Consider the following 13,391-nt stretch of genomic DNA (forward strand, 5'->3'; position numbering starts at 1 on the left):
TCTGTACGCACGGGAGTCTAGGGCCTGCTAAACGGAGCGTAAGCAGCCGCGTCGGACATCGGGTGGGGTTATCCCTACTTCACCCCCACCCACGAGCCCCATGGTGTGCGTGGGTGCGGACCGGCAGGCTGGGGGTATGACCATGAGCCCCTCCCTGCCGGACCCCGACCGGCTGCCGCCCGCCCGCTTCGCCCTCGACCGGTGGACCTGGCGGGAGATCGCGTATCTGCTCGCCAATCTGCCGGTGGCCGTCGTCGGGTTCGTCTACACGGTTGCGGTGATCGGTGTGGGCGCCGGACTGTCCGTCACCGTGATCGGTCTGCCGCTGCTGGTCGGCGGGCTCCAGGGCGCTCGGCTGCTGGGCGGGCTGGAGCGGCGGCGGGCGCGGTGGATGCTCGGCGTGCGGGTGGAGGAGCCGAGTCCGCTGGGGCGCGGCCACCGGGACCAGGGATTCTTCGTCCGGCTCTGGGCGGGGCTGAAGGACCCGGTGGGCTGGCGGGCGTTGTTGTACGGGTTCATCCGACTGCCGTGGGGCGTGCTGACGTTCGCGGTGACGCTGGTGAGTCTGTTCGTCCTGTGGCCGGTGCTGCCGTTCATCGCGCGGGGGCTGACGACGGTGGACCGGGCGATGGTGCGCGGGCTGCTGTCTCCGTCGGACGAGTTGGAGCGGCGCATCGCCGAGCTGGAGTCGGACCGGGGCGTGGTCGTGGACACCGCCGCCGCCGACCTCCGCCGGATCGAACGCGACCTGCACGACGGCGCCCAGGCCCGCCTGGTCGCCCTCGCCATGGGGCTCGGCCTGGCGAAGGAGAAGCTCACCGACGACCCCGAGGCCGCTGCCCGCATGGTCGACGAGGCCCACGGCGAGATCAAGGTGGCCCTGCAGGAGCTGCGCGACCTGGCCCGCGGCATCCACCCCGCCGTCCTCACCGACCGGGGCCTGGACGCCGCACTCTCCGCCATCGCCTCCCGCTGCACGGTCCCGGTCAAGGTGTCGGTGGGGCTTCGGGGGCGTCCGGCCGAGGCGATCGAGGGGATCGCGTATTTCACCGTCTCGGAGCTCCTTCAGAACGTCAGCAAGCACAGCGGTGCGCGGTCGGCCTCGGTCGAGGTGTGGCGTTCGGGGGACCGGCTCCTGCTCCAGGTCACGGACGACGGCGGGGGCGGGGCCCGGCTGGACGGCGGCTCGGGGCTGGCGGGGCTCGCCGAGCGGCTCGACGCGGTCGACGGGGTGTTCGTCGTGGACTCGCCGGAGGGCGGGCCGACGACCGTCACCGCCGAGCTGCCGTGGCGCGACCGGACGGTTGCGTCCGCACGCACGGCATAACCGCATGACCGCCTGGCCTCCCACACGGCCGGGGGTAGGGAAAACCCCCGGTCGGATACGGAGAGGGACCTCATGGTGCGGACGGCCGCCGGCCAGCACCCTTGAGGGAGAACGGCGGAGGAGCGGCCCGTCGTCACGGGCCCGCCTCCGGCGCCACGGCGGCGCACACCCCACGGACAGCCCATTGAGAGACTGAGACAGAGACGGAACGGACGGGACTCATGGCCACGGCATACGGACCGGACACGCGGGACCGGGAGCACGAGGGTTCCGCCCCCGGCTTCGGGGTGAAGACCCGGACGAGGCATTTCCTCCCCGCGCCGCTGCGTGCGCCGCTGGAGGCCCGTGCCTGGCGCGAGCTGCTCTACGCGCTGCTGAGCTTCCCGCTCAGCACGGCGATGTTCGTCTTCGCGGTCACCATGACGTCGTTGAGCGCGGGTCTGATGGTCACCTTCATCGGGATACCGGTCCTCGCCGTCGGCCTCGCCGTGTGCCGGGGCTTCGGGACGCTGGAGCGGCACCGGGCACGGGCGCTGCTGCGGGTGGAGGTGGCGGATCCGGAGCGGGTGCGGGGGAAGACCGGCGGCCCGATGTCCTGGATGGGGGCGGTGCTCAAGAGCGGGGCGTCCTGGCGGCACCTGCTGTACACGCTGCTGCACTTCCCGTGGGCGATATTCACGTTCGTCGTCGCGATCTCGTTCTGGACGTACGGTCTGATGGCGCTGACGTACCCGCTGTGGTTCTGGATCTTCCCGATGTTCGCCGGGCAGGACGGCATCCAGTTGTACGGGGACCGCACCCACGAGGAGTATCTGAACTCGCCCGCCGAGCTGGCGGTGACCGGGGCGGTGGGTCTGGTGCTGGTGATGGCGGCGCCCTGGGTCGTGCGGGGTCTGCTGACGGTGGACCGGCTGATGGTCACCGGTCTGCTGGGGCCGTCCCGGCTGGCCACCCGGGTCTCGGAGCTGGAGTCGGACCGGGGCGTGGTCGTGGACACCGCCGCCGCCGACCTCCGCCGGATCGAACGCGACCTGCACGACGGCGCCCAGGCCCGCCTGGTCGCCCTCGCGATGGATCTGGGCCTGGCGAAGGAGAAGCTCACCGACGACCCCGAGGCCGCGGCCCGCATGGTCGACGAAGCGCATGGTGAAGTGAAGGTGGCCCTGCAGGAGCTGCGCGACCTGGCCCGCGGCATCCACCCCGCCGTCCTCACCGACCGGGGCCTGGACGCCGCGCTCTCCGCGATAGCCTCCCGCTGCACCGTGCCCGTGACCGTCGAGGTGGACCTGGACTCGCGTCCGGCGCAGGCGATCGAGGGGATCGCGTATTTCACCGTCTCGGAGCTGCTCCAGAACATCAGCAAGCACGCCCACGCGACCCGCGCGACGGTCGATGTGTGGCGGGCGGGCGACCGGCTGATGCTCCAGGTCACGGACAACGGCAGGGGTGGGGCGTCGCCGGCCTCGGGCGGCGGCCTGGCCGGACTGGCGGAGCGGCTGGACGCCGTGGACGGGGTCCTGGTGGTCGACTCCCCGACCGGAGGCCCGACAACGGTCACAGCCGAGCTGCCCTGGCGCGGCTGACCCGGACAGGCTGGCGAGGCGGCTGCGCCCCAGCCAGACCCGTCGCCCTGGCGCGGCTGCCCCGGACGAGCCGCCCCGCCCGAACCTCGCCCCCGTTCCTTGCCGGGGCCGGTCCCCCTCTCCCCACCGGGGCCGGTCCCTCTCCCGCTGCTCCCCTGCCCCTCCGCCTCCCCCGTCTCTTTCGCTTCTCTTTCGCTTGCTTCCTCTTCCCTCCCCTCGCCGGTCCGCGTGAGTTATCCACAGGTCCCCCATCCGAGTCCGGGTCCTGGGATGCTGGGACGGTCGGGGCGTGGCGCGCGGTGGGTCGGGCGTGGGGCGTGCGGGGTCGCGGGGAACGCGGCATATTCGAAAAGTGGGGGACTCGCAGTCGTGGAGAACGTGGAGAACAGGGTGCGCGTGGTCATCGCCGAGGATTCGGTCCTGCTCCGGGAGGGTCTCACCCGGCTGCTCACCGATCTCGGCCACGACGTGGTCGCGGGGGTCGGGGACGCGGAGGCGCTGCTCAAGACCGTGGCGGAGCTCGACGCCGAGCAGGCGCTTCCCGATGTGGTGGTCGCCGACGTGCGGATGCCGCCGACGCACACGGACGAGGGAGTGCGCGCGGCGGTGCGGCTGCGGAAGGACTACCCGGGCATCGGGGTGCTGGTCCTCTCCCAGTACGTGGAGGAGCAGTACGCCACGGAGCTGCTGGCGGGCAGCAGCCGCGGAGTGGGGTATCTGCTGAAAGACCGGGTGGCCGAGGTGCGCGAGTTCGTGGACGCGGTCGTCCGGGTGGCGCAGGGCGGGACGGCGCTGGACCCCGAAGTGGTGGCGCAGCTGCTGGGCCGCAGCCGCAAGCAGGACGTGCTGGCCGGGCTGACGCCGCGCGAGCGGGAGGTCCTCGGTCTGATGGCGGAGGGCCGGACGAACTCCGCCATCGCCCGGCAGCTCGTGGTGAGCGACGGCGCGGTCGAGAAGCACGTCAGCAACATCTTCCTGAAGCTGGGGCTCTCACCCAGCGACGGCGACCACCGGCGCGTCCTCGCCGTGCTGACCTACCTGAACTCCTGAGAATCTGACACCCTGTCAGATATTGAGCACTGGATGTCGAGCACCAGAAGGAGCACCCGAGGGCGACCCGGGGAGCCCGGGGCGCTGCCCGATCCGGGGTGTCCGGCGGACCCCTGACGGGCACCTCTGACCGAGGGGGGCCTAGGACCAAAGGCGCAGGGCGCGGGCATCTTCCTTCCATGATCGGGGGTCGGCATAACGTGACAAGCCTTACTAAAAGGGTGTCTCAAAACAGCGTCCACCATATGATCGGTCCCTGGAGGGCAACCTACGCAGACGTAGGGTGGCCTCCGGGATCCGCCGGCCGCCGGACGGTTCCGAACCGCCGCCCCAAGGGAGGTCCAGTTCAGTGACGAGCCAGGTCAGTAGCGCGGCAGAGAAGGCCGATGAGGCCAACGACGCCGTCCTCGGGGGCCAGCGAGCCCCCCTGTCAGGTACGACGGGAACCACCGGCGGCGACGGGAAGGAAGTCCGCCGCCTGGACCGGGTGATCATCCGTTTCGCGGGCGACTCGGGTGACGGTATGCAGCTCACGGGTGACCGGTTCACCTCGGAGACCGCTTCCTTCGGCAACGATCTCTCCACCCTGCCGAACTTCCCGGCGGAGATCCGCGCCCCCGCAGGCACGCTGCCGGGGGTCTCTTCCTTTCAGCTCCACTTTGCCGATCATGACATTCTGACTCCGGGCGACGCCCCCAACGTCCTGGTCGCGATGAACCCCGCCGCGTTGAAGGCGAACATCGACGACGTACCGCGCGGCGCGGAAATCATTGTGAACACCGACGAGTTCACGAAACGGCCGATGGCGAAGGTGGGGTATGCGACCAGTCCGCTGGAGGACGGTTCGCTGGAGGCCTACAACGTCCACCCGGTGCCGCTGACGACGCTGACGCTGGAGGCGCTGAAGGAGTTCGGGCTCCCCCGCAAAGAGGCCGAGCGGTCCAAGAACATGTTCGCGCTCGGGCTGCTGTCGTGGATGTACCACCGGCCGACCGAGGGGACCGAGGCGTTCCTGCGGGCCAAATTCGCGAAGAAACCCGAGATCGCCGAGGCGAATGTGGCGGCCTTCCGGGCCGGGTGGAATTTCGGCGAGACGACCGAGGACTTCGCGGTCTCCTACGAGGTCGCCCCGGCGTCGCAGGCCTTCCCCACCGGCACCTACCGCAACATCTCGGGGAACCTCGCCCTGTCCTACGGCCTGATCGCCGCCGGGCAGCTGGCGGACCTGCCGCTCTACCTGGGCTCGTATCCGATTACCCCGGCCTCGGACATCCTCCACGAGCTGTCCCGGCACAAGAACTTCGGTGTGCGGACCTTCCAGGCCGAGGACGAGATCGCCGGGATCGGGGCGGCGCTGGGTGCCGCGTTCGGCGGGGCGCTGGGTGTGACCACGACGTCCGGCCCCGGTGTGGCGCTGAAGTCGGAGACGATCGGGCTCGCGGTCTCCCTGGAGCTGCCGCTGTTGATCATCGACATCCAGCGCGGTGGCCCGTCGACCGGGCTGCCGACGAAGACCGAGCAGGCAGACCTGCTCCAGGCGATGTACGGCAGGAACGGTGAGGCTCCGGTTCCGATCGTGGCCCCGCAGACCCCGGCGGACTGCTTCGACGCCGCGATCGACGCGGCCCGGATCGCCCTGACGTACCGGACGCCGGTCTTCCTGCTCTCCGACGGCTATCTGGCCAACGGCTCCGAGCCCTGGCGCATCCCGGAGACGGACTCGCTGCCCGACCTCAAGACGCCGTTCGCCACCGGGCCGAACCACACCCTGGCCGACGGCACCGAGGTCTTCTGGCCCTACAAGCGCGACCCGCAGACCCTGGCCCGCCCCTGGGCGGTCCCCGGGACGGCCGGCCTGGAGCACCGCATCGGCGGGATCGAGAAGCAGGACGGCACCGGAAACATCTCCTACGACCCGGCCAACCACGACTTCATGGTCCGCACCCGCCAGGCCAAGGTCGACGGCATCGAGGTTCCCGACGTCGAGGTCGACGACCCGGCCGGGGCGGCGACGCTGGTGCTCGGCTGGGGGTCGACGTACGGGCCGATCACCGCCGCCGTTCGCCGTCTGCGCGCCGCGGGGGCTCCCATCGCCCAGGCCCACCTGCGCCATCTCAACCCCTTCCCGAAGAATCTCGGCGAGGTACTGAAGCGCTACGACAAGGTCGTCGTGCCGGAGATGAACCTCGGCCAGCTCGCGATGCTGCTGCGGGCGAAGTATCTGGTGGACGCCCACAGCTACAACCAGGTCAACGGAATGCCGTTCAAGGCCGAGCAGCTCGCCACGGCTCTCAAGGAGGCCATCGATGCCTGACACCGACGAACTGCGGCACAACGAACTGCTGCAGCTGGTGCCGAAGGCCGAGGCGAAGCAGTCCATGAAGGACTTCAAGTCGGACCAGGAAGTGCGCTGGTGCCCCGGCTGCGGCGACTACGCGGTCCTCGCGGCCGTCCAGGGCTTCATGCCGGAGCTGGGGCTGGCGAAGGAGAACATCACCTTCGTCTCCGGCATCGGCTGCTCCTCCCGCTTCCCGTACTACATGAACACCTACGGGATGCACTCCATCCACGGCCGGGCCCCGTCCATCGCGACCGGGCTCGCCACCTCCCGCCGCGATCTGTCGGTGTGGGTGGTCACGGGTGACGGCGACGCGCTCTCCATCGGCGGCAACCACCTCATCCACGCCCTGCGCCGCAACGTCAACCTCAAGATCCTGCTGTTCAACAACCGGATCTACGGGCTGACGAAGGGCCAGTACAGCCCCACATCCGAGCTGGGCAAGGTCACCAAGTCGACGCCGATGGGGTCGCTCGACGCCCCCTTCAACCCGGTGTCGCTGGCCATCGGCGCGGAGGCCACGTTCGTGGCGCGGACGGTCGACTCCGACCGCAAGCACCTCACGAGCGTGCTGCGCGCGGCCGCCGAGCACTCGGGCACGGCGCTGGTGGAGATCTACCAGAACTGCAACATCTTCAACGACGGCGCCTTCGAGGTCCTGAAGGACAAGGAACAGGCCGCCGAAGCCGTCATCCGCCTCGAACACGGGCAGCCGATCCTCTTCGGTTCCCAGGAGCCCAAGGGTGTCGTCCGCGATCCGGCCACCGGCGATCTCCAGATCGTGGCCGTCACGGAGGAGAACCGCTCACAGGTCCTCGTCCACGACGCCCACGCGGAATCGCCCACGACCGCGTTCGCGCTGTCCCGGCTCGCCGACGCGGACACCCTGCACCACACCCCGATCGGGGTGCTGCGCAGTGTGGAGCGGCCCGTCTACGACACCTTGATGTCGGACCAGCTGGACGCCGCCGTCGAGCGCGACGGCAAGGGCGACCTCGCCTCGCTCCTCGCGGGCAACGACACCTGGACGGTCATCGGCTGAGCCGAAGCGAGTCCCGTACGACCACCAGCACACCCAGCACAGCACCCGAGGCCCGGGCCCGATCTCCGCAGGATCAGGCCCGGGCCTCGTCGTACGCCTCGCGAGCCGCCTGCACCGCGTCCACCTGGCGTTCGATCCAGCGGCCGAGCGCCGACACCTGCTCGGCGGCCCCGATACCGAGGGGGGTGAGCGAGTAGTCCACCCGCGGCGGGATCACCGGCTTCGCGTCCCGGTGGACGAAACCGTCGCGCTCCAGCGTCTGAAGGGTCTGGGCCAGCATCTTCTCGCTGACGCCGCCCACCTCGCGGCGCAGTTCGCTGAAGCGGTACGAGCGCTCCAGCAGCGCCACCAGAACGAGCACGCCCCAGCGGCTCGTCACATGTTCCAGGATCATCCGGGACGGGCACATGGGCTGCTTGATGGCCCCGACCCCGCGCGCCGCACGCACGTCACTTACTGCCATACCAGTACCTTACTTCAAAGTGGGTACTTTCTCAGGGTTAGCGCTTCCCCTAGGGTGGTGAACGAAACGCGGAGACGTGGAAACGCGGAAACGCACCAGCTGATCGAAATCGGAGCCCCCCATGAGCATCGTTGTCACCGGAGCCACTGGCGCACTCGGCCGCCTCGTCGTCGACGCCCTGCTGGCCACCGTCCCGGCCGGCGAGGTCGTAGCGGTCGTGCGCGACAAGGAGAAGGCCGCCGCTCTGGCCGCCCGGGGCGTAGAACTGCGCATCGCGGACTACAGCGCCCCCGAGACCCTCGCCGGAGCCTTCCGGTCCGGCGACCGGGTGCTGCTGATCTCCGGCAGCGAGGTGGGCCGGCGGGTGGCGCAGCACGCCGCGGTCATCGACGCGGCCAAGGCGGCGGGCGTCGCCCAGCTCGCGTACACCGGCATCCTCGGCGGACCGGACGCGGACTTCGCGCTGGCCGACGAGCACAAGGCCACCGAGCAGCTGATCCTCGACTCCGGGCTGCCGTACACCTTCCTGCGCAACGGCTGGTACACGGAGAACTACACCGCCAACCTGGCCCCGGTCCTGGAGCACCGCGCGGTCGTCGCCAACGCGGGCGAGGGCCGTATCGCCTCCGCCTCCCGGGCCGACTTCGCCGCCGCCGCGGCCGCCGTGCTCACCGGGGACGGCCACCTGAACACCACCTACGAGCTGAGCGGCGACACCGCCTGGTCGCTGGCCGAGTACGCCGCGGTGATCTCCGGGCTGACCGGCGAGACGATCGCGTACAACAACGTCCCGGCCGCCACGCACCAGGAGATCCTGGTCGGCGCGGGGCTGCCCGAGGGCTTCGCGGCGATCCTCGTCGACGTGGACGAGGCGATCGGGCGCGGCCGCCTCGCGGGGACGAGCGGCGACCTCGCGCGGCTCATCGGCCGCCCGACGACGCCCCTCGCCGAGACCGTGCGCGCCGCCCTGTCCGCCGCCTGAGCCGCGACGCACACCCCACGAAATCCCCGGCTGAGCCACGAGGCGCCCCCCGCGAACCGACCCGCACGGCACTGTCATGAGTGTTTCCGTGAGACGGCTATGACACGAAGCCTTTCCGGCGCTACCGTCGTGCCGTCGGCCGGATACGGCCGTCGCGCGCGGGCAGGCCGGGAGGGCACACGTGGAGGGCAAGAACGAGCAGCGGGCGGGCCTGCTGTACGGAATCGGCGCGTACGGGATGTGGGGCCTGGTCCCGCTGTTCTGGCCGCTGCTCGAACCGTCCGGGGCGATCGAGATCCTCGCCCACCGGATGGTCTGGTCGCTGGGCGTCGTCGCCGTCGCCCTGCTGTTCGTACGCCGCTGGGCCTGGATCGGCGAACTGCTCCGCGACCGGCGCAAGCTGGGGCTGATATCGGTGGCGGCGACGACGATCTCCGTCAACTGGGGCCTCTACATCTGGGCCGTGAACAACGGGCACGTCGTCGAGGCCTCGCTCGGCTACTTCATCAATCCGCTGGTCACCATCGCCCTGGGTGTCCTGCTGCTGGGCGAACGGCTGCGCCCCGCCCAGTGGGCCGCGGTGGCCATCAGCGTGGCCGCCGTCCTTGTTCTGGCGATCGGGTACGGCAAGCCGCCCTGGGTCTCGCTGGTGCTGGCGTTCTCGTTCGCCACGTACGGCCTGATCAAGAAGAAGGTGAACATGGGCGGCCTGGAGTCCCTGGCTGCCGAGACCGCCGTGCTCTTCGTGCCCGCGCTCGGCTTCCTGCTCTGGCTGGCCGCCACCGGCGAGTCGACGTTCACGGCCGGGGGCACGGGGCACGGCTTCCTGCTCGCCGCGACGGGCATCGTCACCGCGCTCCCGCTGATCTGCTTCGGCGCGGCGGCGATCCGGGTGCCGCTGTCCACGCTGGGACTCCTCCAGTATCTGGCCCCGGTCTTCCAGTTCGGTCTGGGCGTCCTCTACTTCCACGAGGCGATGCCGCCCGAGCGGTGGGCCGGGTTCGCCCTCGTGTGGCTCGCCCTGTCGCTGCTGACCTGGGACGCGCTGCGCACCGCGCGGCGCAACCGGGTGCTCGCGGCGGAGCTGCTGGCGACGGCGGCGGCCGCCCCGGGTGCCGCCGCGACCGCCACCCCGGACGCGGCAGAACAAAAGATTACCTAGTTGCTTTTCTTACTCGGTTACGTTTATCTGGTCCCGGACCACCGGAAGCGTGACCGAGGGAGAGGCATGGGCATGACCGACGTACTCATCGTGGGAGCGGGACCCACCGGGCTGGTGCTGGCCTGCGATCTGGCCCGGCGCGGGGCCGCCGTACGGATTGTGGACCGGTCCCCCGTGCCGCCGCGCACCTCGCGCGCCAAGGGCCCCAACGCCCGGTCCCTGGAGATCCTGGACGACCTCGGGGTGGCCGAGGAGGTGCTCGCCGCCGGTTCGGCCCCGCTGCCGATGCTGAAGTACCGCGACCGCCTCCCGGTCGCGGAGACCGATCCGTGGGCGGACTCCGCTCCGTCCCCGGACGCCCCCTACGACCGCGGCCGGCTGATCGCCCAGTGGCGGCTGGAGGAGATCCTCCGCGACCGGCTTGCCGGGTACGGCGTCCGCGTCGAGCTGGGCCGCGAGGTCACGGGGCTGGCGGAGGGGCCCGGCGGGCGGCACGTGGACGTGACGTTCGCGGAGGGCCGGACGGAACGCGCGCGGTACGTCGTCGGGTGCGACGGCGCCCACAGCTCCGTACGGAAACTGCTCGGGATCGGGTTCGAGGGGACCACCGCCGAGGACCAGGTGATGGTCTGCGGCGATGTCGACCTGGCCGACGGCGCCCTGGACCGTACCCGCTGGCACCAGTGGTTCGACGAGGACGGCACGGTCATGCTCTGCCCGATCCCCGGTACGCGCACGGGCTGGTGGTTCCAGGCGGGGCCGGAGCGGGACGGGCGGGGCCGGCCGCTCGCACCCACCGCCGACGGGTTCCGGCGGCTGCTCGCCCGCCACACCGGGCTGCCCGGCCGGGCCCTGACGCGGGCCGAGCTGCTGTCGACGTACCGGGTCAACGTGCGGATGGCGGACCGGTTCCGCGCCGGGCGGGTCTTCCTCGCGGGCGACGCGGCGCACGTCCACGCCGTCGCGGGCGGCCTCGGCATGAACACGGGTATCCAGGACGCGTTCAACCTGGGCTGGAAGCTGGGTCTGGCGCTCGCCGGTCACGCGGGCCCGGAGCTGCTGGACACGTACGAGGAGGAGCGGCTTCCGGTGGCCGCCCGGACCCTGGACCTCACCTCGGAGCGGCTGCGGGCCACGCTGGAGGCGATCCGCCGGCCCGGCGGCGGCCTGGACGCGGCGATCACCCCGGACACGACCGGCCTGGGCGTCGGCTACCGCTGGAGCTCCCTGGCCCGGGGGCACGCCGCGGCCCCGAAGGCCGGGGACGGCTCGCCGGAGGCCCCGGACGCCGAGGTCCGGACGGCGCGGGACGGCGAACGGCCCGTTCCGCGGCCCGGTGACCGGGCCCCCGACGCCCCGTGCGTGGACGCCGTCACCGGGGCCCGCACCCGCCTCCACCGCGTCTTCGCGGGCCCCCGCACCACAGTCCTCGGCTTCGGCCCGGGCAGTGCGGCGGCCCTGCGCGAGGTGGCGGCCGCGTACGGGGACGCCGGGGTGCGGATCTGCCGCGTGTACGCGGCGCACGAGGACCGGGCGGCGTCCGCCCCGGGAGAGGCGGTCGTCGACGACGAGGGCCACGCCGCCGCCGCGTACGGGAGGGGAGCCTCCGACGGTACGGGTACGGGTACGAGCACCGTCGTGGTCGTCCGCCCCGACCACCACCTGGGCCTGTCCGCCCCGGCGGCCGACACCCGCTCCGTACACGCGTATCTGCACCGGCTCCACGGAGCGGCCCGGTCCGCGGAACGGTTCTCCGGCATTGGTGGACGCCGCCGGTAAAGGCTGATTGAGTGCCCGGATGGGGACTGTCCTGGGGGCCATGAGGAACGTGCGGTGGCACGAGCTGCAGCATGCCTACGGCTCCGCGTCGCAGGTTCCCGGGGTGCTGTCGCGGATCGCCTGGGGCGACGCGCCGTCCTCGGGCGAGGCGCTGAACGATCTGGAGCGGTGGATCGGCACCCCGCCCGTCTTCGACTCGACGGCGGCGACGGTGCCGTTCCTCTGGGAGCTGGCGGCGACGGACACGGTCCGGGACCGGGCGGGCGTGCTGGACCTGCTCGCCACGATCCTGGCCGCCGGGAACCCCGAGCACCCGGCGTGGACCCGCGCCGCGCACGAGGCGGTGGCGGAGGGGCGTGGCACGGCCGTCCGGCTGGCCGCCGCGGTGCCGGACGCGCGCGGGGCACGCCGTGTGTCCGGACCGCCCGACACACCCGAGTCCGGGGGCCCCTCCCCCGCGCAGGCACTGCGCACGGCGGCGACGCGTCTGCTGGCCGCGATCGACGGGCACACGTGCCCCGCCTGCCCCTCCCCCGGACCCGGCATAGAGGCATAAGGGCGTACAGGCGTACGAGCTCAGGTCAGCTCGGCCCCGATCCGGTCCATCACGCCCTTCCAGTGCGTACGGCGCTCCTCGCGCTCCTCGGCGCTCGCCAGGCGCTCCTGGTGGAAGCGCAGCACGGTCCGGTCCTCGGAGCTGCCGGGCGTCACGGCCACCTGGACGGTGGAGGTCCCGTGGGTGAGGCGGACCCGGTCGCCGGGGCGGTAGCTGCGGATCTCGCCCTCGGTGCCGTCCGCCGTGCGGTACGGAGCCCCCTTCTCGGTGGGCAGCGGGCCGTCGAGGCCGAGCCAGAGCGCGGCGCCCTCCGGGCCGGCGACGAAGTCCCACACGGCGGTCAGCGGTCGGTGGATGGTCCGGGAGACGCCGATCTCCCAGCCTGCGTCCTGCGTGAGTCCGGTCGGCATGACGGATACCCCTTCGTCTGTCGGTTCTGGTCAGTCGGTGCAGCCCGGGACTTCCCCGTCGGGGGCGGTGAGCCGGGCGCGGTGGGCGCGGACCTTGTGCCGGTTGCCGCAGCGCTCCATCGAGCACCAGCGGCGCTTGCCGGGGCGGGAGGTGTCCACGAACAGCAGTCGGCAGTCGTGCGCGCCGCAGGTGCGGATGCGGTGGGCGTACGCCCCGGTGAACAGGTCGATCGCATCGCGGGCGACGGTGGACAGCAGCCCGGTCCCGGTGCCGCCCGGTGTCCATGACCGCTCACCGCCCACGGTCAGCCGGGACGTCAACGACGGCCGGGCCGCCGCGTCGTTGAGGGTGGCGAGGTCGTCCGGGGCCGGAGGCTCCTCCCGCACCCGGCTCTCCGTGATCCGCCAGAGCGCATCGCGCAGCGCCCGCGCGTCCGCCACCTCCGCCGCACTCACGGCGAGCCCTCCGCCCGGGCGCGAACCGGATCCGGCACCGAGCCCGCCCGGCAGCCGGCTCTCCTCCGCCCAGCGGACCAGGTCGGCCGGCTCGTGCAGCACCTCGAAGTACGACAGCGGGCCGGGTCCGCCGGTCGGCAGCAGCTCCAGGCACAGTGCGCCCGGATCGAACCGGAACGAACTGCCGTCCGGGTGCCGCAGGACCAGCCCCGGCGTGTTGGTTGCCCTTCCGCTCATGTAACC

General features: G+C 71.8%; 12 protein-coding genes. 9 read left to right on the forward strand and 3 right to left on the reverse strand.

The features are described 5' to 3' along the window. Positions 1–136 precede the first annotated feature (136 nt). From IE134_RS02455 to IE134_RS02475, 5 genes are all read left to right on the forward strand, one after another. The gene (locus tag IE134_RS02455; protein WP_098016424.1) at positions 137–1,327 is read left to right on the forward strand and encodes a sensor histidine kinase; all 1,191 of its coding nucleotides are present in this window, start codon (positions 137–139) and stop codon (positions 1,325–1,327) included. 221 nt (positions 1,328–1,548) lie between these two features. Then, positions 1,549–2,910 (forward strand): sensor histidine kinase, encoded by a 1,362-nt coding sequence (locus tag IE134_RS02460; RefSeq protein WP_098016423.1) that lies wholly within the window; start codon positions 1,549–1,551, stop codon positions 2,908–2,910. A 390-nt stretch (positions 2,911–3,300) separates the two neighbouring features. Further along, the gene (locus tag IE134_RS02465; RefSeq protein ID WP_010060860.1) at positions 3,301–3,960 is read left to right on the forward strand and encodes a response regulator transcription factor; all 660 of its coding nucleotides are present in this window, start codon (positions 3,301–3,303) and stop codon (positions 3,958–3,960) included. Between the two features lie 349 nt (positions 3,961–4,309). Further along, positions 4,310–6,274 (forward strand): 2-oxoacid:acceptor oxidoreductase subunit alpha, encoded by a 1,965-nt coding sequence (locus tag IE134_RS02470; protein ID WP_089116253.1) that lies wholly within the window; start codon positions 4,310–4,312, stop codon positions 6,272–6,274. Then, a complete protein-coding gene (locus tag IE134_RS02475) occupies positions 6,267–7,340 on the forward strand; it encodes a 2-oxoacid:ferredoxin oxidoreductase subunit beta (RefSeq protein WP_030709242.1) in 1,074 nt (357 codons plus the stop codon). The genes IE134_RS02470 and IE134_RS02475 overlap by 8 nt, the downstream gene beginning before the upstream one ends. A gap of 73 nt (positions 7,341–7,413) precedes the next feature. Here the strand turns inward: IE134_RS02475 and IE134_RS02480 are convergent, their stop codons facing one another. Beyond that, the gene (locus IE134_RS02480; protein ID WP_030709244.1) at positions 7,414–7,803 is read right to left on the reverse strand and encodes a winged helix-turn-helix transcriptional regulator; all 390 of its coding nucleotides are present in this window, start codon (positions 7,801–7,803) and stop codon (positions 7,414–7,416) included. Between the two features lie 121 nt (positions 7,804–7,924). Here IE134_RS02480 and IE134_RS02485 point away from each other — a divergent pair, with 121 nt between their 5' ends. The 4 genes from IE134_RS02485 (at position 7,925) to IE134_RS02500 (ending at position 12,282) form a co-directional block, all read left to right on the forward strand. After that, positions 7,925–8,785 carry an SDR family oxidoreductase gene (locus IE134_RS02485; RefSeq protein WP_126930930.1) on the forward strand — a complete coding sequence of 287 codons (861 nt, stop codon included), beginning with the start codon at positions 7,925–7,927 and terminating at the stop codon, positions 8,783–8,785. Positions 8,786–8,966: 181 nt separating this feature from the next. Further along, positions 8,967–9,947 (forward strand): EamA family transporter RarD, encoded by a 981-nt coding sequence (gene rarD, locus IE134_RS02490; protein WP_030709248.1) that lies wholly within the window; start codon positions 8,967–8,969, stop codon positions 9,945–9,947. Positions 9,948–10,013: 66 nt separating this feature from the next. Continuing rightward, positions 10,014–11,726 (forward strand): FAD-dependent monooxygenase, encoded by a 1,713-nt coding sequence (locus tag IE134_RS02495; RefSeq protein WP_189429458.1) that lies wholly within the window; start codon positions 10,014–10,016, stop codon positions 11,724–11,726. Between the two features lie 19 nt (positions 11,727–11,745). Beyond that, the gene (locus tag IE134_RS02500) at positions 11,746–12,282 is read left to right on the forward strand and encodes a hypothetical protein (protein WP_032767958.1); all 537 of its coding nucleotides are present in this window, start codon (positions 11,746–11,748) and stop codon (positions 12,280–12,282) included. Positions 12,283–12,302: 20 nt separating this feature from the next. Here the strand turns inward: IE134_RS02500 and IE134_RS02505 are convergent, their stop codons facing one another. Then, positions 12,303–12,692: an SRPBCC family protein gene (locus IE134_RS02505; protein WP_189429460.1), complete on the reverse strand. Its 390-nt coding sequence runs from the start codon at positions 12,690–12,692 to the stop codon at positions 12,303–12,305. 30 nt (positions 12,693–12,722) lie between these two features. Continuing rightward, positions 12,723–13,385 (reverse strand): CGNR zinc finger domain-containing protein, encoded by a 663-nt coding sequence (locus IE134_RS02510; RefSeq protein WP_098016419.1) that lies wholly within the window; start codon positions 13,383–13,385, stop codon positions 12,723–12,725. Between the last annotated feature and the right edge of the window lie 6 nt (positions 13,386–13,391).

This window comes from Streptomyces rubiginosohelvolus, assembly GCF_014649875.1.
In the GTDB taxonomy this organism is placed as follows: Bacteria; Actinomycetota; Actinomycetes; order Streptomycetales; family Streptomycetaceae; genus Streptomyces; species Streptomyces rubiginosohelvolus.

Bases quoted from the DNA above. Each gene is read 5' to 3' on its own strand.
- IE134_RS02455 (WP_098016424.1), top strand. From the start codon at position 137: ATGACCATGAGCCCCTCCCTGCCGGACCCCGACCGGCTGCCGCCCGCC.
- IE134_RS02460 (WP_098016423.1), top strand. From the start codon at position 1,549: ATGGCCACGGCATACGGACCGGACACGCGGGACCGGGAGCACGAGGGT.
- IE134_RS02475 (WP_030709242.1), top strand. From the start codon at position 6,267: ATGCCTGACACCGACGAACTGCGGCACAACGAACTGCTGCAGCTGGTG.
- IE134_RS02480 (WP_030709244.1), bottom strand. From the start codon at position 7,803: ATGGCAGTAAGTGACGTGCGTGCGGCGCGCGGGGTCGGGGCCATCAAG.
- IE134_RS02485 (WP_126930930.1), top strand. From the start codon at position 7,925: ATGAGCATCGTTGTCACCGGAGCCACTGGCGCACTCGGCCGCCTCGTC.
- IE134_RS02495 (WP_189429458.1), top strand. From the start codon at position 10,014: ATGGGCATGACCGACGTACTCATCGTGGGAGCGGGACCCACCGGGCTG.
- IE134_RS02500 (WP_032767958.1), top strand. From the start codon at position 11,746: ATGGGGACTGTCCTGGGGGCCATGAGGAACGTGCGGTGGCACGAGCTG.
- IE134_RS02505 (WP_189429460.1), bottom strand. From the start codon at position 12,692: ATGCCGACCGGACTCACGCAGGACGCAGGCTGGGAGATCGGCGTCTCC.
- IE134_RS02510 (WP_098016419.1), bottom strand. From the start codon at position 13,385: ATGAGCGGAAGGGCAACCAACACGCCGGGGCTGGTCCTGCGGCACCCG.